Origin of the sequence: Salipaludibacillus agaradhaerens (assembly GCF_002019735.1) — a bacterium.
Taxonomy (GTDB): Bacteria; Bacillota; Bacilli; order Bacillales; family Salisediminibacteriaceae; genus Salipaludibacillus; species Salipaludibacillus agaradhaerens.
Map to the genome: position 1 here is coordinate 813,702 of NZ_KV917378.1, position 20,216 is coordinate 833,917.

Genomic DNA, 20,216 nt, shown 5'->3' on the forward strand with positions numbered 1-20,216 from the left:
CCACCTCCTTAAAGTTGAAAGAAAATCATTTTAATAAGCACAATCACAAAAGCTGCGAACACGCCAAATACAATCACAGAGCCAGCTAGTTTAAACATATTTGATCCGACTCCAAGAACATAGCCTTCTGTTCGGTGTTCAATCGCGGCGGAGGCCATGGCGTTTGCAAATCCCGTTACAGGGACAGCAGAGCCTGCTCCTGCAAAGTGTCCAAATCTGTCATAAACACCAAAACCAGTGAGGAGACTGGCGATCAACACAAGTGTTGCCACAGTTGGATCTCCAGCTGTTTTTTCAGTAAAGTCAAAATAGTAAATGTACCCGTTTTGAATAAGCTGGCCAAATGTGCAAACAAGACCGCCGATAATAAATGCTTTTAAACAGTTTTTTCCGACAGGTCGTTTTGTTTCATGTTTATCGGCTATTTTTTGGTAAGCTTGCTGTGCCGGTGTTAGATTTGATTTTTTACTCATGCTGACATAACACCTATCCTTCCATGTCCTTCTTAATTTTTTTCGTATCCTTTTCCACGTTTTTTTTCGTAATTTGTTGAGCATCCAGCTTCTGTTTTAATTCTTTAATTTCCATTTCAATTTTTTTATCTGTAGAAACGTGGACTTTTCCTTCAGGTAAAGATGTTTTTAGCTTCTTTTCTGCCTGACTTCGAATATCTTTTAAGAAAAAACGGTCAAAACCTGTGACATTTAAATACACATATACGTCATCATTAAAAGACACGGCTTCAGCCTGCTCCACACGCTGCAACACTTCAACTGTTTCTTCAGCTTTTTCAGCTAAATCCTGAGAAACAGTTTCGTTAGTCGTTGCAAATTTTTCAACAGAACCTTCTTCTGCTGTTTGACAAGCGGTTAAAGTCTGCAACACCAACAGAAAAATCAGGATTTTTTTCATGTGTAAGCCACCTTTCTTATATCATACCGTTAGTATCGTTCTTCCTAGCTGTTTTATGTTGGAAAAAAAAGTATTTATAAAGAATGATGGGTAGAAGACACTTGAATTAATCGTTATTAGTCATCTGTAAAAAGCGTTATTATCTCTGTGATAAATATGAGATAATATAACTTTAACCTTTATCATTTTAACGAATAGGAGAGAAAATAAAATGTGGTTATGGGTGATCAGTAGTTTACTTCTCGTCATTTTTTTGACTCAGTTATTTATTGTGTACCTTCTTTTAAAAAGAGACAAAAGAATGAAGGCCGAAAAATTAGTAGAACAACACAACAAGCTAAATGAGTCACTAGTTGAATCAGAAGAGGACAAAGATGAAATGAGACGAACTGTGGAGCTTCAGCTACTTAGAATAAGAAATGCTGTTCAAAAACAAGCAGAAGGAATTCACCAAAAGGAAATGGAACTCGCTCCAAAAGAAACGATTATTCCTGAGGGAAAACTTGAAGTTATTTATTCTGAAGAGAAATTTAACACTATCATGACTTTTATGGACATCTTTAATAATTACTTAAATCGTTTTTGGTACACAAAAAATGGTCAGCTAAAAACTGTATTCCCAGGTACACCTGACAATAAAGAAAGTGAAGCAGGTCGACTTATTCAGCGTTCCCATGAACTTTGTCATGAAATGGACATCTTACTTAGTAGTCTATTCAACCGCTCATAATTTTTTCACTACCGGCTCATTCTATACTTATCTTGTAAAAAAGGTAGGTATCTTGATTGAATACAAATTTTTATTCGTTAACCATCGAGCTACTAGTCGGCTTTATTGCATTACTTGTATTAACGAAAGTGTTAGGAAAAACGCAAATTACACAATTAACACCGTTCGATTTTATCTCTGCATTAATCTTAGGTGAACTTGTGGGAAACGCTATTTATGATAAACAAATTGGTATTAATTATGTTTTATATGCTGTTATGCTGTGGGGGCTTTTAATTACGCTTGTTGAAAAGATTACACAAAAATGGAAGCGATCACGAAGCTTATTGGAAGGAAAACCCGCTATTATTATTCGTAACGGAATGATCGATCGGGAAGAATTGAAAAATAATAATCTCGACCTTCATCAGTTACAAAATTTATTAAGAAATAAAGACATTTTCTCATTTAACGATGTAGCATTCGCTATTCTTGAATCTAACGGGACGGTAAATGTGTTAAAAAAAAGTCTTCAACAAACCCCTACGAGAGACGACTTTTCTTTAACGCCTAGTAGTGTTACTCTCCCCATGACACTCATTAGTGACGGCGAATGGATAGAGGATAATGTCTATCAAGCAGGAATGACCATAGAAGAACTCAATAAAAAGTTAACTAATGAAGGTCTTCATGTCTCACATATTCTAGTCGCTGAATGGGATAAAGGAAAACCCCTCTATTTACAATTAAACCGTGCTCCTTTTATAAAAAATATTACTATAAATTAAACCTGACCTCTTAAAAAGGGGTCAGGTGATGAGGAGGAGGGACTATTTTCCCTCTCTCTGTTTTATTTTTGTCCTATAGTCCGTTTCATAGTATTCTAATTCTTCACGAACTTCTTGTAGTGGGCCTTCAATTTCGCAAGTAAGATCTTTAATTTCTTGTGGAACATCAGTCCGAAAGCGGATAGCGTTTCTGCCAGTATATGCGGCCCTACTATCTTCATACCATACGTCATAATGCGGTTGAAAAAATTCCTCCACACATTGATGAAAAATCCAATACAATGTTTTCTCTGCGGCGCCTTTCCTAAAGTTTTCGCTGCGAAGTAAGACATTTCCTGATTTTAAACCTTCATCAAAAAATACGAGTAATCGCCTAAATTGATCTAAAATTAATTGAAAATCTTCTTTAGAGGTAGACTGATTCTCCATTAATTTTGAGAGAGTTGCCTCATTTAAATATTCCCTTAATTTTTTCGATGCTTTCTCAATATGCGCTGTCGTTAATTCCAATTGTTGCTTTACTAAGTCATTCCCCATCGTCAGTAATCTCTCCTTCTTCATTTAACACTAGCTGTGGATCAGCGGAAAATTGTTCTTGAAACTTTGTGAAAAATAAATCCACTTCTTCTTCTACATCTTCTTCAGACACATTGTCAGGTAACGGTGGGAGTTCATCTATAGAACGTAATCCAAATTGTTCAAGAAACAACTTGGAAGTCCCATATAAAATCGCTCTTCCAGGCCCTTCTGCTCTGCCAACTTCTTTAATAATCCCTTTTCCGTTTAACGTACGAATTGGACGCTCAGATTTCACCCCTCGAATATCCTCAATCTCGACACGTGAAATCGGCTGTTTATAGGCAATAATTGCAAGGGACTCCAGAGCTGCTTGAGATAGCGTTGCTGAAGATGGTGACTGTACTAGTCGTTTAAAAAACGGCGCATGATCTTGCTTCGTTGTTAATTGATAGCCGCCAGCTACTTCCACAAGTTGAATGCCTCGTTGCTCTGACTGGTACATGTCTTTCATTTCTGCTAAATAAAATTTAAGTGATTTCCGATCTATTTGTAAGACATCCATTAGTTGTTTTTCATCGATACCTTCTTCCCCGGACACAAACAAAAGTCCTTCTATCACAGCTTTTATTTCATGACTTTTCAACTAGTGAACCTCCCTTTTATAAATTAAAATATCATCAAAATTATTCGCTTGTTCACACCTGACGGCATTGGACTTCATTAATTCCAATAGGGCTAAGAAGGTCACCACTAAGTGTTCTTGTTGCTCATCATCGCTAAAAAGCTCGGAGAACCGACTTCTTCCACCGCTTAAGTGGATTTTACTAAGTACTCGTGACATCATGTGTTCAATCGGAATTTCTTCTCGATGAATTTTAGAATAGACTGGCTCTTTCTTCTTTTTACGTTTTGTCATTTTTTGAAAAGCTTGCAGCATATCATATATAGACACATTTATATTCACTTGCTCTGCTTCCTCGTTATCATCTAACAACGTGGTTAAATCGGTCATAGGCTTTGTAAAAAGATCGCTGCGAGCAAGTTCACGGTCTTTAAGTTCTCCTGCCGCTTCTTTATATTTTTTGTATTCTATTAACCGCAACATCAAATCTTCTCGCGTATCTTCTTCATATTCTGCAAACTCATCATCATCAATATTCTCCTCTACTGGAAGAAGCAGCTGACTCTTCATATGTAAAAGTGTGGATGCCATCACTAAATATTCGCTGGCAATGTCCAGATGGAGTACTTGCATAGCATGAATATATATCATATATTGTTCAGTGATTTCTTTAACCGGAATATCATATAGATCAAGGTCATTTTTTTGAATGAGGTGAAGCAACAAATCTAACGGCCCTTCAAATGCGTGCAATTTTACACTATATTGCATAAGTTCATCAAACCCTTCCTTACATGAAAGCATTATACCACAATCTGCCCGTGTTAAAGAGGGACGTTTCTTCACATTCATAAAAATATCGTTTATGATAATATAAGTATGAATCATGATTGTTTGGAGGACACTATGACAGTATACCCGAAAGAATATATTGAATATCTGATTCACTTTCATGGCTCACGTGATTATTTCGAATGTCATGAGATAATGGAAGAATATTGGTTAGAGAATAACCGTCACGTCACATGGTTAGCCTTAATTCAGCTTGCTGTCGCGGTCTATCATGAAAGGCAACAAAATTTGTCTGGAAGCCTTCGATTATATCGCAAAGTCCTTACTCATATGAGAGCAAATAAAGATATTTTCCACGGCCTTCATATTCATCATAGTGATACAGAACAGTTAATTAAATCTAGAATTAAAACGATCCTGCATGAAGGAACGTACGAACCGTTTAACCTCCCCTTGTCCGACAGTGATCTCATAACACAGTGCAAAAAATTATGTCACACATACGGGTGGGAGTGGTTATCAGATGATCGCGTGCAAGCAAAAGACCTCATTTATAAACATAAATTGAGAGACCGCTCAGATGTTATTCAAGCAAGGCAGCATTCTCTATTAAAAAAGAAAAGAGAAAGGGAAGAGCTCTAGTAAAAGCTCTTCCCTTCTTTACTTAACACCCATTTTTTCGGCAATGCTCTAAAAAATGCTCTGTTACCTTCGTGCCTTTTAAAGGGGTTTTATATAGATGCTCTAATTCATCAACCATTTGTTTTGCCACCCCTTCATTACGATAAGAAGGATTTAACGTTATATCATGCAAATAGATATGTTCATTTGCCTCTTCTATTCCGGCGACACCAATGATACTGCCATCTTTATGTTTCCATAAGTAGAGTTTCCATTCTGTAGAAGACCGATACGTATCCAACGTTTTTTGAATATCCTGCACCCGCTTTTCACCTGGCATAAATGAGAGCAGGCCCATCGCAATCTTTTCGTATTCTTTTTTGTAAGGTATGAGCATACGTCACCTTCTACTCATTAAAATTCTTAGTTAGATTCGCCATTTCTATAGCTCCAGCGGCTGCTTCCCATCCTTTATTACCTGCTTTTGTTCCCGCACGTTCAATTGCCTGTTCAATCGTATCTGTGGTAAGTACCCCAAAAATGACTGGAATACCTGATGATAAAGAGATAGAAGCTACTCCCTTCGATACTTCTCCACACACATAATCAAAATGAGGTGTCGAACCTCGAATAACGGTACCGAGAGTAATAACAGCATCATATTTTCCTGAGTCCGCCATTTTTTTTGCAATTAACGGAATTTCAAATGCACCAGGCACCCACGCTACATCCACGTCATCATTGGCTACGCCATGCCGTTTTAAAGCATCCTCTGCCCCACCTAATAATTTACCTGTAATAAACTCATTAAACCTTCCTACAACAATCCCTATCTTTAATCCTGTCCCAACAAGATGTCCTTCATACGTATGTCCCATAAAATTTCCTCCTATATTAAAAATGTAATAAGTGACCTAATTTCTCTTTTTTTACTTTTAAATATTTTTCATTACTAGCACTATGCGGTAATTGCAAAGGCACTCTGTCCACTACTTCTAGATCATAGCCCTTTAACCCAGTAATTTTACGAGGGTTATTCGTTAATAACTTCATTTTTCGAATACCTAAATCTCTTAAAATTTGGGCACCGATCCCATAATCCCTTAAATCCGGAGCAAATCCCAATTTTTCATTAGCTTCCACCGTATCATAGCCTTCTTCTTGAAGCTTATAAGCTTTCATTTTATTTAGTAAGCCTATACCGCGTCCCTCTTGGCGCATATAAAGCAGCACACCTGAACCTGCTTCTTGAATCTGGCTCAATGCCGCATGTAATTGTGGCCCACAATCACAACGTTGAGATCCGAAAACATCCCCTGTTAAACATTCAGAGTGTACACGCACAAGTGTGGGCTTTTCACCCCCGATATCACCTTTCACAATAGCTATATGTTCTTTGCCATCAACAACATTTGAATAGCCAATTGCTTTAAACTCTCCAAATTCTGTCGGTAATGAGATCTCAACTTCTTTTTGCACTAATTTATCTTTTCGATTACGATATTGAATCATGTCTTTAATTGTGATCATTTTTAATTGATGTTCGTCGGCTATTTGGCGTAATTCTGGGACTCTTGCCATTGTACCATCTTCTTTTATAATTTCACAGATGACACCTGCAGGAGCTGCTCCGCACATTCTAGCCAAATCGACAGCAGCCTCGGTATGTCCGGCACGGCGTAAAACACCTCCATCCTTTGCGATCAATGGGAATATGTGACCAGGGCGTTGGAAGTCAGCTGGTTTTGCTGTCTCATCAATAAGCGCTTTAATCGTAAACGACCTTTCTGGGGCCGAAATTCCAGTTGTTGTATGTTTATGATCAACACTGACAGTAAATGCTGTTCCATGAGGATCAGAGTTACGGTCAACCATCGGCATTAAATCAAGCTTTTTTGCCCGTTCTTCAGTTATAGGCGCACAGACAAGCCCCCTCCCATGAGTAATCATGAAATTAATTACCTCTGGGGTCGTTTTTTCAGCAAGAGCGACAAAATCTCCTTCATTCTCTCTATCCTCATCATCACATACAATAATGACTTCACCTTGGGCTAGAGCATATATAGCTTCTTCTACGGGATCAAATTGTGTCATGTCACCGCACCTCCTTATAAATTAAATCCATGTTCTTTTAGAAAATTATCCGTTATTTTACCAGGTGTAGACTCTACTGTTTGAATACGATTGGTTAAAAGACCTTCAATATATTTAGCGAGCATATCACACTCGATGTTCACATTGTCACCAGAACCTTTTTCACCTAATACTGTTCCCTCTAGTGTGTGTGGTATGAGTGACACCGTTACACTATTATCGGATACTCCAAATATCGTTAAGCTAGTGCCGTCCACACATATACTACCTTTCATCATCATATACTTTCGTAACTCTGGGGATATTTTAATATCGTAATAAACAGCATTGTGCTCTGGTCGTTTAGTTATAATCGTCCCCATCCCATCCACATGTCCACTGACAAAGTGACCACCGAAACGGCCATTTGCAGCCATTGCGCGCTCTAAGTTCACGGAAGAAGTCACTTTTAAATCTTTTAAGCTTGTGTGTCTAACGGTTTCTGGCATGAGGTCCACAGTAAACAACTTGTCATTAAAGTAGGTCACTGTTAAGCAAACGCCGTTAACAGCGATACTGTCTCCTTCCTTCACGTCTGTTAAAATTTTTGAGGCTTCAATCGTCATCACGATCGCATCGCCAGTCTGCCTAATATTGTGTATTTTACCTTTTTCTTCAACGATACCGGTAAACAAAGTTATTCCTCCCTTTTACGAAACACAAATTTAACATCTAGTCCAATAAGTTCCATATTAACTAACTCTAATCGAGGAACATCACTTAAATTTGAAAAGCCCTTGCCTGAAAAAGAAGACCTCGCTTGTTCCCCACCGATGATCATCGGCGCCATATATTTGATGAGACATTGAAATTCTCCAGCCCGTAAAAAGCTGTCATTCACAGTGCCTCCCCCTTCCACAAGCAAGGAAGAAACCTGTTGTTTACCGATGATCGTAAGGAGCTCAGTAATTTCAATCGTATCACCTGACACTGTAAAAATAGTAACACCAGCTTGTTCAAGCGCTTCCTTCGCCTCTTCACTAGCTCTGTTTGTCGTTATAACCCATGTGTCAGCTTGTGTGTCCGTTACAACATGACTTGTAAGAGGTATCCTTAGTGTGGAATCAAGTATGATGCGTATTGGATGATGGCCACCATTACTTAACCTAGCCGTTAACATCGGATTATCTTGAATAATCGTCTCAACACCTACTAAAATGGCATCGTTCTCATGCCGCAACCGATGACCGTCTTTTCTTGCTTCTTCTCCAGTAATCCATTGACTTTCACCTGAACTGGTTGCTATTTTCCCATCAATACTAGATGCTGTTTTAAGGGTGACATATGGCTTGGAAGTTCGTATGAAGTGAAAAAATTCTTTATTTAATGCGTCGGCTTCCGCTTTATGTGTCCCTGTTTCCACTACAATCCCTGCTTGCTTTAGTTTCGCTATTCCATTCCCACTAACTTTTGGATTGGGGTCTATAGAAGCGATAAAAACTTTAGAGATACCTGCTTCAATAATTGCATCGGCACACGGGGGGGTTTTCCCGTAATGTGAACAAGGTTCTAATGTGACATACATAACAGCCTCTTTTGCTTTCTCACCTGCCATCGCTAAAGCATGCCTTTCAGCGTGAGGGTCGCCTGCTTTCAAATGAGCCCCCAAACCTACAATTTCAGAATCTTTTACAATCACACATCCCACAACTGGATTTGGTACTGTTTGGCCTTTTGTTTTTGCAGCCATTTGAATCGCTAGTTCCATATAATCAGTCTCCAACAAAACTCCCCCTCTGACAGCTATTACTTGACTAGTTAGTTGTTCTATATGTGAAATTATGACACGAGATGTGAACTCATTTGTAAAAGGTAAAATAATCGATAAGACTCACCTATTTTACATAATCTCACGAAAAAACATATTCCGTAGTCACTTTCTTACTCCTCAAATTGAGAGGACAACATTTCGCTGTAAAATGAAAAAACCCTGAAAGTAGGTCCTTTCAGAGCAGATAATCTAGAATATGAATCGTTTAAAAACATAGGGTTATGAAAAAGACAGAATGGCAGAAAATCCCATACTCAATTAACAATACTCCCCTATAAGTTATAGGAAAGAAAGTTTAGATACACTGTCCTACTTGGTTCAATCCCCAATATTTTTATCCATCATATCCTTCTCCCATCCAGACTATACTGTCGGCTTTGGATTTTCACCAAATCCACCGTTATTGCAATGAGCAAAATAACGGGTCACGGACTAAGAGGTATATACCTCATCACCGCCGGTTGGGAATTTCACCCTGCCCCGAAGGAATGATTCTTATTGTGTTTTGTTTATTATATCACATGTTATTTCGGTGTCACTAAAATTTGCTCAAAAAAAACAGTGAAAGTGTAAAACTCTCACTGCTTGTCCTTATTATGCATCATAGACAGTTACTTTTTGCATGACATCCCCTTGCTTAATGCGATCGACCACATCAATACCCTCAATAACTTTACCGAACACAGTATGAACACCATCTAGATGGGGCTGAGGATCAAATACGAGGAAAAATTGACTTCCCCCCGTATCTTTTCCTGCATGAGCCATTGATAAGCTTCCTTTTTCATGTTTGTGGGGATTACCTTCTGTTTCACATTTTATCGCATAACCAGGACCGCCTGTGCCTGTACCTTGAGGACATCCGCCTTGAGCTACAAAGCCAGGAATAACACGATGGAAATTTAATCCGTTATAAAAACCTTCATTTGCTAATTTTTCAAAGTTAGCCACTGTGCCCGGTGCTTCATCTGGAAAAAATTCAATAACAACTTTTTCTCCTGTTTCAAATACAATTTCGCCTTTTTTCATGTTGGAAGACCTCCCATTATTGTGTAAATCAGTCAGACTTCTTTATTCTACCTTACATTGAGTTAGAATGAAACTCATGAGACTATATCTAAATGTTATATTATTTATTTACAGTTGAATCCACATCTTTAAGTTGACACTGATGACGGTATGATCGCTCGTGGCGCACTAAGTCACTAAACGTCTCTCTCTCAATAACACATGTGTGTTCTCCACCTTCCACAAAAACCACAGCAGGACGAAGAATACGGTTATAATTATTGGCCATAGCATAACCATATGCACCTGTAGAAGAAACTGCAAGAATATCACCTTGAACAGCTGGTGGTAACTTAACATCCCAGATAAGCATATCGCCACTTTCACAGCATTTGCCTGCGATAGATACGAGTTCTGTTTTTTCATCGTTTGCTTTATTCGCTAAAACAGCTTCATATTCTGCCTGATATAATGCTGGACGAATATTATCAGTCATCCCCCCGTCTACAGATAGGTATGTCCGTACATCGGGAATATCTTTTCTAGCACCTATACGGTAAAGTGTCGTACCAGCTTCCCCGACTAGTGCCCGCCCTGGCTCAATCCAAATTTCTGGAACTGGCATTTTCAGTTTAGCTGCCTCGCTTTTCGCCGTTTCTACCATTTTGTCAACATAGACATGTAAAGGCAATGGATGGTCGTTCTCTCCATATCGAATACCAAAGCCGCCCCCCACATTTAACACATCTGGATAGTAGCCCATTTCCTGATGCCACCGGGCTATTGATAAGTAAATTGCTTTCACCGCTTCTTCAAAGCCTTCCGCTCGAAAAATTTGTGATCCTATGTGTGAATGGACACCTTGTAAGTAAAGATACTCATGATTAAGTAACATTTTAATCGCCTTTTCAGCTTGACCACTGTTCAGATCAAATCCAAATTTGGAATCTTCCTGTCCAGTTGAAATATATTCATGTGTGTGTGCTTCTACACCCGGTGTAATTCGAATAAGAACTTTCATCGGCGTTTTCATAGATTCAGTCATAGCCATTAGCCAAGATAGCTCTGTAAAGTTGTCAACAACAATACACCCAATTCCTTCTTTTAAAGCCATTTCCAACTCATCAGGCGTTTTATTATTACCATGAAAATGAATTCTCTCGGCTGGAAAACCTGCCTTCATAGCGGTAAACAGTTCCCCACCAGAACAGACATCTAAACTTAAACCCAGTTCTTCAGCTAGCTCTATCATAGCAATACAGCTAAATGCTTTACTTGCATAAGCTACTTGATAATCTACACGTTGTTGTTCAAAAGCTTTCTTAAAAGCTAACGCGCGATCGCGAATGTCTTTCACATCATATATATATAACGGAGTGCCATAATACTCTGCTAATTCAGTAACATCGACGCCACCTATCGTTAAATGTCCAAAGTCATTAATATAGCTCGTGCCGTATAAACCCACATTAATCCACTCCTTTAGTCACTCGTATTACTAATATAAAACAAATAAAAAGAGAAATGAATATGAAACACATTCATTTCCCTTAAGCTCAACGCAAAGAACAGTGTGCTTTCAGGGTAGTGCTCCACCACATTTATAAGCAGTGACAGTGTACAGAATGTTCAACTGTACCCCAGCTGGTGGAATGTAAGGAGGCATTCTCCAACTTCGGCAACTCGGCCTTTCCATTGTTTTCAAAGCCTCCTTAGCTCCCACAATGTACTGTTCCTCATTGCACCTCTACCTGTTTCAGAAAAGGTGAACCTTTTCTTGTCAGTTTTATAAACATTATCATACTCAAAGACTTCATGCAACTGCTTTGCGTGTTAGCTTTGTTTAATCGGGTCTTTTGGTTTAACGATACTTGGTCTACGTCGTTTTAATGGAATTGGTTGACGGATTAAAATATCCCAAAAGGCTTTCGGATAAAAGGGCAGAAAGGGCCACAAATACGGTGCATTTAAAGGCTTCGTTCGAGCTATAAGGATGAAAAAGACTGTTGTAGCAATAACAAAGCCTGGTACTTTAAACAATGCAACAGCTATGAGGACGGCTATCCTTAAAATTTTTAATGCAATCGCCATTTCATAACTTGGTGTTGCGAACATACCAATGGCAGCAAAGGCTACATATAAAATAACTTCTGGGACTAACAAACCCACCTCAATGGCAATTTCACCAATTAGTAAAGCCGCTACTAACCCGAGAGCTGTCGCTAAAGGTGAAGGTGTATGTATTGCAGCCATCCTTAATAATTCAATTCCTAATTCAGCAAAGACCATTTGAGCAAATATAGGTACATTTGTTGTTTCTTCAGGCCCAATGTAGTGCAATTGTTCAGGAATGAGTGATGGTTCTAGCACCATCAATAGCCATAATGGCAAAATGAATAACGCAAATATCATACCTGAAAAGCGTACCCATCGAAAAAAAGTGCCAACTATAGGGGCTTGGCGATATTCTTCCGCATGCTGCACATGATGAAAAAAAGTAGCTGGAAACACGATGATACTTGGGGATGTATCCACAAATAAAATAACATGACCTTCCAACAAATGAGTAGCTGCTACATCAGGCCTTTCTGTATAGCGTACCATCGGAAACGGATTAATTCCTTGCTTCACGACGAACTCTTCAACCACTTTGTCTGCCATTGTTAACCCGTCTATATCGATCGCTTCTAATTCTTTTCGAACAATGTTCACAAGGTCTGGGTCAGCAACCCCTTTAATATACGATAAACAGATATCTGTCTTTGATCTTCTTCCAACTTGCATCATTTCATTGCGTAATCTTTCATCCCGAATTCGACGTCTAGTTAACGCCGTATTTTCAATAATATTTTCCGTATACCCATCGCGGCTTCCCCGTACAACTCGTTCTGTATCAGGTTCTTCAGGTCCACGTCCAGGATAACTTCGTACATCTATGACAATGGCTTCTGCTTCACCTTCAATGAGAATAAATATAAGCCCCGAGAGCATTTGCTTAATAGCTGTATCTAGTGTATCAGCATACTCAACTTGTACGTGGGTCAGTCGATTTTCAATCTGCTCTCTGACTTTATTAGTTCGCTTTCTTTCTGTAGCGTCTAAAAACATGAGCTCTTTTAACAGCTCAATGATATATTCGATATCGCAAAGACCATTAACAAAATAAAATTGGACTTCCTTATCGAGTACATGAATCTTTCTAATCCCTACGTCAAAGCTTTCACCAATACCCACTCGTTCTATTATCCGGCGCTCATTTTCGTGGATATCTGTAACAAATGGATGATCAATTTTTGTTTCATCCAGCTCATCACGACTCAAGTCAATCTCTCCTTTCCATAATTACATGTGACATGTTTAGTATGAGTGAAAAACACAATTCAATACAAAAACAGCTCAACTTAATCGTTGAGCTGTTCTTTCAATTGAATGAGAATTTTCTTTTCAAGTCGTGAAACCTGTACTTGAGAGATTCCAAGTCTTTCTGCTACCTGAGATTGTGTTTGATCTTTATAATACCTTAGAAAAATAATTAACTTTTCACGGTCTGATAGTCTGTCAATTTCATCTTTTAACGCTATTTTATCGAACCACTTCGTATCATTTTCATCAGAAATTTGGTCGAGGATAGTAATAGGGTCACCATCATTTTCATAGACTGTTTCATGAATAGAGGCTAGTTGCCGATTGGCTTCTTGAGCAAATACAACTTCTTCAGGGCTGATGTCTAACTTATCGGCTATTTCTTGGATAGTTGGTACTCTACCAAACGTTTTTGCTAGCTCATCACTCATTTTGCGAATATGATTCGCTGTTTCTTTAATTGATCGGCTTACTTTTACTGTGCCGTCATCTCGAAGAAAGCGTTGAATTTCTCCAATAATCATAGGGACGGCATAAGTAGAAAATTTGACATCAAAAGATAAATCAAACTTATCTACTGATTTAATTAAGCCAATACACCCAATTTGAAATAAATCCTCTTGGTCATAACCCCTATTTAAAAAACGTTGTACGACTGACCAAACTAGTCGCGTATTGTGACTGACGATACGGTCACGAGCCTTTTGATTACCTTGTTGCGCTTCTGCGATCAATTTTTTTACTTCCTCATCTTTTAAATACTTCTTCTGATTATCTTTAAATTCTACATTCATCATAGGGAGTCCTCTCAATTACAGAGTACATTTTGTTTTGACAGGCGTTTAACGAGTGTGACAGTCGTGCCCTCTAATCGGCTCGATTCAACTGAAACGTCATCCATAAAGTTCTCCATAATTGTAAATCCCATACCACTTCGTTCCAGTTCTGGCTTCGATGTATATAATGGCTGCCTTGCCTCTTCCAAATTTGAAATACCTAAACCCTCATCACGGACTACAAGATGGACTGTTCCGTCTACTAACTCAACCTCGACATAAACAATCCCTTCATCGTTTTCCCCGTAACCATGAATAATCGCATTCGTAACGGCTTCACTCACAACCGTTTTTATTTCAGTGAGTTCATCCATTGTTGGATCTAATTGGGCTACAAAAGCAGCTACTGAAACTCTTGCAAATGATTCATTAGCACTGACAGCTGTAAAGGATAACGCCATTCGGTTTCTCATGAAGCAGCCCCCAAACTGTTCAACGCTTCCCTTTCATTGGCCGTGAACGTCACAATTTTAAATAGACCCGATAATTCGAATAATCGTCTCACTTGCTGTGACAAGCAGCATACCACCATTTCCCCATTAACCGCTTGAACTTTTTTATAGCGACCAAGTACAACCCCCAAACCAGAACTATCCATAAAGGTTAGTTTTTCTAGATTAAGCAGCACATGTGTTAATCCTTGTTCATTCAAAGCTGTGTCTACCCTGTCCCTTAACTTAACAGCTGTATGATGATCTAATTCTCCTACGAGTCTGACACAAAGAATGTCACCTTTTTGCTCTAAATCGATCAGTAAACTCATGCTTTCACTCCTTCTCATAAATTCTTACTCCTCCGTTCCCCCTCCCGGGAATCTGGTGAGTCACGTTTAGTACTTCACTTTTCACACTTTTTATTCCTGCTCTTGAACAAAACTAGTGTTGATTCGGCAAAACCATTAACAATTCGGTGAATTACGAAGCACGGCCCGACAACGCATCTTTCGCACGCTTCATGAGCTGCCATATACTAGCTTCTTTTATATCTTCCTGGGCTACTAACGGTTGACTAAGAACCTCTTTGCCATCTTGGTGAAGAGTGATAATTCCTAATTGATCTCCTTTTTTCACCGGCGCTCTGACATGATCACTAACTGTCACCTTTTCAGTCAAACCATCTAACGATTGTCCTTTTTTTATAAGTAATGAGACAGGAGTTGCAGGAACTAGGTTTACATGTCTCCTCGCTCCTTTATCTATTTTTGCTTCAGCAAGTATATCTTCTGGTTGATACCGATTGTGTAATTCAAATTGGCTGTAAGCATAATCGAACATTTCAGTAATGTAACGATTACGGTCTTTTGTAGCAGGTGCTCCCATGACGACTGAAATCATTCTCATCCCATCTTTATTTGCGCTGGCTGTGAGACAATACTTTGCTTCTTCTGTATAACCAGTTTTTAAACCATCTACCCCTGGATAGAACTTTATGAGCTTATTCGTATTGACGAGCCAAAAAGGGTCTGAAGTATCTTCCCGCAAGTAATCTTCATAAATACTTGTAAACTCTGTTATCTTTTCATGTTGCAATAGTGCTTTTCCCATTATTGCAAGGTCATAAGCTGAGGAATAATGATTATCTGCTGGCAGGCCGTTTGAATTAGCGAATAAGGTGTTCGTTAACCCTAATTCTTTTGCTCTATCATTCATTAAACGAACGAATTCCTTTTCAGACCCTGCTAAATGCTCTGCCATGGCAACAGATGCATCATTACCTGAGACAATTGCAATCCCCTTCATCATTTCCTTTACTGTCATTTCTTCTCCCGGTTCAAGAAAAATTTGCGAGCCTCCCATAGAAGCAGCTCGTTCACTTGTTCTCACTTTATCCTCCCAGTTAAGTCTCCCATCATCGATGGCTTCCATGATTAACAACATGGTCATAATTTTTGTCATGCTCGCTGGAGGCAACCTTTCATGACTATTTTTATCAAATAATACGGTTCCAGTATCTCTTTCCATCAATATAGCTGAAGTCGCTTCTTCTGCGAACTCAAGAGTCGTTTCTTCTGCTGAAGTGAAACCAATATGAGTCAAAAAGAAAAGTACACTTAAACATCCTGTCACTAGTTTCTTCACACGTATCCCTCCATTTTAATCATTATCACTCCCATCTATTTTTTCCATTTTTTTGTGATAGTATTCTTTCAAACGTAAAAGAAGCAAAGGTTTATACTTAAATCAAAACCTTCAAGCCGTTTTCAAATTTTTTTATTAGGAGAGGCACGTGAATAGATTTCATAAATCATGGTTGTGTCGTTATTTCAGACGGGATGATTCATTTCCATTACAGATGGACGCTTTCCGCGGGACTCGTCTTCAACTAATTGTTCAATCAGAATGGATTTTCAGACGTCGCATCTTCCCACATGGGTCGCCATCTTTCGTTCCAATTCTTCGTTTCTATGGCGAAGTTTTATTATTAATTTCCAATAATAGTTATTGAGCGTGACATCACATTCATGCACATAAGAATAATTCCACATCTGTCCACAATCATATAATTCAACATCATTTTTAATAAAACTAGTCCTCTTTTTGTATAAAAAAATGAGACGAGGAATACTACATCTCGTCTCATTACAAATGCCTTTAGAGGCTTTTATATCAAGCTTTCCCCTACAGCACTTTTATCATGTCAGCACATCATAAATTAACTCAGGTGCCTCTACTTCTAAAGGGGTTATTTTATAAGATTTAAGAATTTTCGATTTAACTTCGGAAATATTTTCATTATTAGCATGAATCGTCACAAGGGGCTCTCCTATTGAAATTGTATCTCCAATTTTCTTTTTCAGTTCTAGTCCCACAGCTAAATCAATTTCAGATGATTTGGTAGCTCGTCCTGCACCTAAAAGCATAGCCGCAGTGCCAATTTGATCAGCAACAATACCTGAAACGAACCCTTCGCTTTCACTTAACACATCAATTTTATAGGAAGCTTGGGGAAGTTTTTCCGGATAGTCTACTACTGTAGCATCTCCTTCTTGAGCTGCAATAAATACTTTAAACTGCTCAATCGCTTTCCCTGAATCAATCGCTTCTTGTAGGATCTCCTTGGCCCTTTCTAACGACTCGGCCTTTCCCGCTAAGACAGCCATATGACTACCTAGAGTTAAACATAAGTCTGTTAGATCTTCAGGGCCTTCTCCCTTTAAAGTATCGATGGCTTCTTTAACTTCAAGGGCATTTCCTACCATAAAACCTAATGGTTGACTCATATCTGAAATAATTGCAGAGGTTTGTCTGCCAAGGTTATTTCCGATAGTCACCATTGCTTCTGCTAGTTTTTTCGCCTGAGACAATTCTTTCATAAAGGCACCTGCACCCGTTTTAACATCTAGTACGATTCTATCTGCTCCAGAAGCAATTTTTTTACTCATGATAGAACTTGCAATAAGGGGAATAGAATTAACGGTTGCAGTCACATCACGTAGCCCATACAACTTTTTATCAGCAGGCGTTAAGTTTTGCGTTTGACCGATAACCGCGGCCTTATTTTTATTAACAAGTTCAATGAACGTGTCATTTGAAATTTCCACATTAAATCCTTTTATTGCTTCTAGCTTATCAATTGTTCCGCCCGTATGCCCTAGTCCACGTCCACTCATCTTAGCTACTGGCACACCGATACTTGCTACTAGCGGCGCAAGGACAAGTGTCGTGGTATCTCCCACTCCTCCTGTAGAATGCTTATCAACTTTGATCCCTTCAATAGCAGACAAATCTATTGTGTCACCAGAATGAACCATAGCTTCGGTTAACCATGCTTTTTCTTCTTCTGACATATCTTGAAAAAAAACAGCCATTGCCCATGCACTCATTTGATAGTCAGGAATCGATTCATCTGTATATCCCTTGATGATGAACCTTATTTCTTCCTTAGTATGAGATTGTCCGTTCCGTTTCTTTTCTATTAAATCAACCATTCTCATGCTTTAATCCCCCTTTGTTTCTTTAATTCACTTATCCATTATAGAAAACTTAACCTTGTCATTAATAAATAATTGGGGTGTCCCGATTTTATGACTTTATAGTCTTTTAATAGTTGCTTTTACGAAGTTAAGAAAGTTTACTTTGACTCGTTCCGTCGTTTCCATAACTTCATCGTGAGTTAACGGCTGGTCAAGAATACCAGCTGCCATATTAGAAATACAAGAAATCCCTAAAACGGACATATTACTATGTCTTGCCACAATAACTTCTGGTACTGTAGACATCCCTACTGCATCTCCTCCAAGAGTACGTAACATCCTAACCTCTGCGGGGGTTTCGTAAGCAGGACCTGTATTACCAACATAGACCCCCTTATGAACATCTATGCTTAAAGATTCTGCCACATTTTCAGCCAATTCTACTAATTTAGGGGTGTATGCTTGAGACATATCTGGAAATCTTACACCTACTTCTTCTTCATTCGGCCCTATGAGAGGGTTCGTACCAAACATATTAATATGATCTTTAATTATCATCAAGTCACCCGGCTGATAAGATTCATTAATGCCTCCCGCAGCATTCGTTACGATTAAATTGTCCACTCCCATCGCTTTCATGACACGAACAGGGAGCGTTACTAATGCCATCGTATAACCTTCATAATAATGGAACCTTCCTTGCATGGCAGCTACAATCTTACCTTCAAGCTCACCTATGACAAATTGTCCTTTATGCCCCGTTACGGTTGACTGTGGAAAGCCTGGGATATCCTTATAAGGAATCGTAACTGGATCTTTAATATCATCTGCTAGAACACCGAGACCTGATCCAAGAATAAGACCTATAGTTGGCTTAACAGTTAACTTACTTTCAATATATTCTTTTGCTTCTTTGATTGTATTTGCTGTTAGATTCACTTTTTTCATCTCCTATTCAAGCTCATTTAGAAAACTCGTGCCAATTTCAGGCGCTTTCACCTTAAAATTCTCTGCAATACTCGCGCCAATGTCAGCGAATGTTGTTCTAGTACCTAACGATTTACCGCCATTCAAGTTAGTATTGTATACAAGTAATGGCACATATTCTCGAGTGTGATCCGTCCCGTGATGAACAGGATCATTTCCATGATCAGCTGTAATAATTAATAAGTCATCATCACGTAAATTGTCTATTATTTCTGGCAAACGTGCGTCGTATTCCTCCAAAGCATGACCATAACCGAGTGGATCTCTCCGGTGGCCGAATTTAGCATCAAAGTCAACGAGATTAAGAAAACTCAACCCTGTGAAATCCATTGCCACTGTTTCGTTAAGTTTATCCATCCCATCCATATTAGACGTGGTTCGTAACGCTTTCGTAATCCCTTCTCCATCATAAATATCCGAGATTTTCCCTATGGCTAATGAATCCAATCCGTTATCTTTCAATTCATTCATGACTGTGCGCCCAAATGGCTTTAAAGCATAATCATGTCTATTTGGCGTCCTCTCCCAATTGCCGGGAGTACCAATAAATGGTCTAGCAATAACACGCCCTACCATATACTTTTCATCTAGAGTAAGTTGTCTTGCCATTTTACAAATGTCCCATAACTCTTCAGCTGGTATTACCTCTTCGTGGGCAGCAATTTGTAAAACAGAATCAGCAGATGTGTAAATAATTAAATCACCTGATTTTAAATGCGCTTCACCAAGTTCATCAAGAATTTCAGTACCTGATGCAGGTTTATTACCAATTACTTTTCTCCCTGTTTTTAATTCGATTTCTTTAATAAGCTCTTCAGGAAAGCCGTCTGGAAAAGTTCGAAAAGGCTTGTCAATATGAAGGCCCATTATTTCCCAATGCCCTGTCATCGTATCTTTACCTACAGATGCTTCTGCCATCTTTCCATAAAAAGCTTTCGGAGCGGTAGGTTTGGAACCGCCTTTATAAGGTTTAATATGAGATAACCCTAGTTGATCCATGTGTGGCATACTAAGCCCTTTCATATAGTCTGCTATATGCCCAAGTGTATCAGCACCTTCATCGTTAAATGCCTTTGCATCTGGTGCTTCTCCTATTCCTACAGAATCCATGACAATTAAAAAAATGCGTTTAAATTGATAATTACTCATTATTTTCCTCCTTAAGCATCACGTGTCTCTTTTACTATACCCGCTAATTCTAACTGTATCATATAATGATGTCTGAGGTCAGACATCTTAAAA

General features: G+C 38.7%; 23 protein-coding genes and 2 riboswitches. Of the genes, 3 read left to right on the top strand and 20 right to left on the bottom strand.

Going from position 1 to position 20,216, the window contains the following annotated elements:
* Nucleotides 1-8 precede the first annotated feature (8 nt).
* Entirely contained in the window at nucleotides 9-473 is a 465-nt protein-coding gene (spoVAC, locus tag BK581_RS03815) for a stage V sporulation protein AC (protein WP_078576921.1), read from the bottom strand.
* 13 nt (nucleotides 474-486) lie between these two features.
* Nucleotides 487-912, bottom strand: coding sequence for a hypothetical protein (locus tag BK581_RS03820; protein WP_078576922.1), 426 nt, complete (start codon nucleotides 910-912; stop codon nucleotides 487-489).
* A gap of 211 nt (nucleotides 913-1,123) precedes the next feature.
* Between BK581_RS03820 and BK581_RS03825 the strand changes: the two genes are divergently transcribed.
* Both BK581_RS03825 and BK581_RS03830 read left to right on the top strand, forming a co-directional pair.
* Nucleotides 1,124-1,642: a hypothetical protein gene (locus tag BK581_RS03825; protein WP_078576923.1), complete on the top strand. Its 519-nt coding sequence runs from the start codon at nucleotides 1,124-1,126 to the stop codon at nucleotides 1,640-1,642.
* A gap of 56 nt (nucleotides 1,643-1,698) precedes the next feature.
* The gene (locus BK581_RS03830) at nucleotides 1,699-2,409 is read left to right on the top strand and encodes a DUF421 domain-containing protein (RefSeq protein ID WP_078576924.1); all 711 of its coding nucleotides are present in this window, start codon (nucleotides 1,699-1,701) and stop codon (nucleotides 2,407-2,409) included.
* Between the two features lie 42 nt (nucleotides 2,410-2,451).
* Here BK581_RS03830 and BK581_RS03835 read toward each other — a convergent pair whose 3' ends face one another.
* The 3 genes from BK581_RS03835 to BK581_RS03845 are packed head-to-tail and all read right to left on the bottom strand — an operon-like array spanning nucleotide 2,452 to nucleotide 4,321.
* Complete coding sequence (locus BK581_RS03835; protein WP_078576925.1) at nucleotides 2,452-2,946, bottom strand: DUF3907 family protein; 495 nt, start codon at nucleotides 2,944-2,946, stop codon at nucleotides 2,452-2,454.
* Nucleotides 2,936-3,571 carry an SMC-Scp complex subunit ScpB gene (gene scpB, locus BK581_RS03840; RefSeq protein ID WP_078576926.1) on the bottom strand — a complete coding sequence of 212 codons (636 nt, stop codon included), beginning with the start codon at nucleotides 3,569-3,571 and terminating at the stop codon, nucleotides 2,936-2,938. The genes BK581_RS03835 and scpB overlap by 11 nt, the downstream gene beginning before the upstream one ends.
* Nucleotides 3,572-4,321 carry a segregation/condensation protein A gene (locus BK581_RS03845; RefSeq protein ID WP_078579841.1) on the bottom strand — a complete coding sequence of 250 codons (750 nt, stop codon included), beginning with the start codon at nucleotides 4,319-4,321 and terminating at the stop codon, nucleotides 3,572-3,574.
* Nucleotides 4,322-4,456: 135 nt separating this feature from the next.
* On the opposite strand from BK581_RS03845, the gene BK581_RS03850 reads away from it, so the two are divergent.
* Nucleotides 4,457-4,984, top strand: a complete 528-nt coding sequence (locus BK581_RS03850) for a DUF309 domain-containing protein (RefSeq protein WP_169837528.1) — start codon at nucleotides 4,457-4,459, stop codon at nucleotides 4,982-4,984.
* 22 nt (nucleotides 4,985-5,006) lie between these two features.
* Here the strand turns inward: BK581_RS03850 and BK581_RS03855 are convergent, their stop codons facing one another.
* From BK581_RS03855 to deoB, 15 genes are all read right to left on the bottom strand, one after another.
* A complete protein-coding gene (locus tag BK581_RS03855) occupies nucleotides 5,007-5,360 on the bottom strand; it encodes a GNAT family N-acetyltransferase (protein WP_078576928.1) in 354 nt (117 codons plus the stop codon).
* Nucleotides 5,361-5,370: 10 nt separating this feature from the next.
* Nucleotides 5,371-5,841: a 6,7-dimethyl-8-ribityllumazine synthase gene (gene ribH / locus BK581_RS03860; RefSeq protein ID WP_078576929.1), complete on the bottom strand. Its 471-nt coding sequence runs from the start codon at nucleotides 5,839-5,841 to the stop codon at nucleotides 5,371-5,373.
* Between the two features lie 16 nt (nucleotides 5,842-5,857).
* On the bottom strand, nucleotides 5,858-7,057 hold the full coding sequence (locus tag BK581_RS03865) for a bifunctional 3,4-dihydroxy-2-butanone-4-phosphate synthase/GTP cyclohydrolase II (RefSeq protein WP_078576930.1): 1,200 nt from the start codon (nucleotides 7,055-7,057) through the stop codon (nucleotides 5,858-5,860).
* 14 nt (nucleotides 7,058-7,071) lie between these two features.
* Complete coding sequence (gene ribE / locus BK581_RS03870; RefSeq protein WP_078576931.1) at nucleotides 7,072-7,731, bottom strand: riboflavin synthase; 660 nt, start codon at nucleotides 7,729-7,731, stop codon at nucleotides 7,072-7,074.
* A 2-nt stretch (nucleotides 7,732-7,733) separates the two neighbouring features.
* On the bottom strand, nucleotides 7,734-8,819 hold the full coding sequence (gene ribD, locus BK581_RS03875; protein ID WP_322788416.1) for a bifunctional diaminohydroxyphosphoribosylaminopyrimidine deaminase/5-amino-6-(5-phosphoribosylamino)uracil reductase RibD: 1,086 nt from the start codon (nucleotides 8,817-8,819) through the stop codon (nucleotides 7,734-7,736).
* A 390-nt stretch (nucleotides 8,820-9,209) separates the two neighbouring features.
* Nucleotides 9,210-9,359, bottom strand: a riboswitch (FMN riboswitch).
* Between the two features lie 102 nt (nucleotides 9,360-9,461).
* Nucleotides 9,462-9,896: a peptidylprolyl isomerase gene (locus tag BK581_RS03880; RefSeq protein WP_078576932.1), complete on the bottom strand. Its 435-nt coding sequence runs from the start codon at nucleotides 9,894-9,896 to the stop codon at nucleotides 9,462-9,464.
* A gap of 100 nt (nucleotides 9,897-9,996) precedes the next feature.
* Nucleotides 9,997-11,343: a diaminopimelate decarboxylase gene (lysA, locus tag BK581_RS03885; RefSeq protein WP_078576933.1), complete on the bottom strand. Its 1,347-nt coding sequence runs from the start codon at nucleotides 11,341-11,343 to the stop codon at nucleotides 9,997-9,999.
* Nucleotides 11,344-11,452: 109 nt separating this feature from the next.
* Nucleotides 11,453-11,633, bottom strand: a riboswitch (Lysine riboswitch).
* A gap of 75 nt (nucleotides 11,634-11,708) precedes the next feature.
* A complete protein-coding gene (locus BK581_RS03890) occupies nucleotides 11,709-13,196 on the bottom strand; it encodes a spore germination protein (protein WP_245828870.1) in 1,488 nt (495 codons plus the stop codon).
* A gap of 80 nt (nucleotides 13,197-13,276) precedes the next feature.
* Nucleotides 13,277-14,032, bottom strand: a complete 756-nt coding sequence (sigF, locus tag BK581_RS03895) for an RNA polymerase sporulation sigma factor SigF (RefSeq protein ID WP_078579844.1) — start codon at nucleotides 14,030-14,032, stop codon at nucleotides 13,277-13,279.
* 14 nt (nucleotides 14,033-14,046) lie between these two features.
* Entirely contained in the window at nucleotides 14,047-14,487 is a 441-nt protein-coding gene (gene spoIIAB, locus BK581_RS03900) for an anti-sigma F factor (RefSeq protein ID WP_078576934.1), read from the bottom strand.
* The gene (gene spoIIAA, locus BK581_RS03905) at nucleotides 14,484-14,837 is read right to left on the bottom strand and encodes an anti-sigma F factor antagonist (RefSeq protein WP_078579845.1); all 354 of its coding nucleotides are present in this window, start codon (nucleotides 14,835-14,837) and stop codon (nucleotides 14,484-14,486) included. The genes spoIIAB and spoIIAA overlap by 4 nt, the downstream gene beginning before the upstream one ends.
* Before the next feature lie 151 nt (nucleotides 14,838-14,988).
* Entirely contained in the window at nucleotides 14,989-16,152 is a 1,164-nt protein-coding gene (locus tag BK581_RS03910) for a D-alanyl-D-alanine carboxypeptidase family protein (RefSeq protein WP_078576935.1), read from the bottom strand.
* A 554-nt stretch (nucleotides 16,153-16,706) separates the two neighbouring features.
* A complete protein-coding gene (locus BK581_RS03915; protein WP_078576936.1) occupies nucleotides 16,707-18,008 on the bottom strand; it encodes a pyrimidine-nucleoside phosphorylase in 1,302 nt (433 codons plus the stop codon).
* 96 nt (nucleotides 18,009-18,104) lie between these two features.
* Nucleotides 18,105-18,926 carry a purine-nucleoside phosphorylase gene (locus BK581_RS03920; RefSeq protein ID WP_245828872.1) on the bottom strand — a complete coding sequence of 274 codons (822 nt, stop codon included), beginning with the start codon at nucleotides 18,924-18,926 and terminating at the stop codon, nucleotides 18,105-18,107.
* Nucleotides 18,927-18,938: 12 nt separating this feature from the next.
* Entirely contained in the window at nucleotides 18,939-20,123 is a 1,185-nt protein-coding gene (deoB, locus tag BK581_RS03925; protein WP_078576938.1) for a phosphopentomutase, read from the bottom strand.
* Nucleotides 20,124-20,216 lie beyond the last annotated feature (93 nt).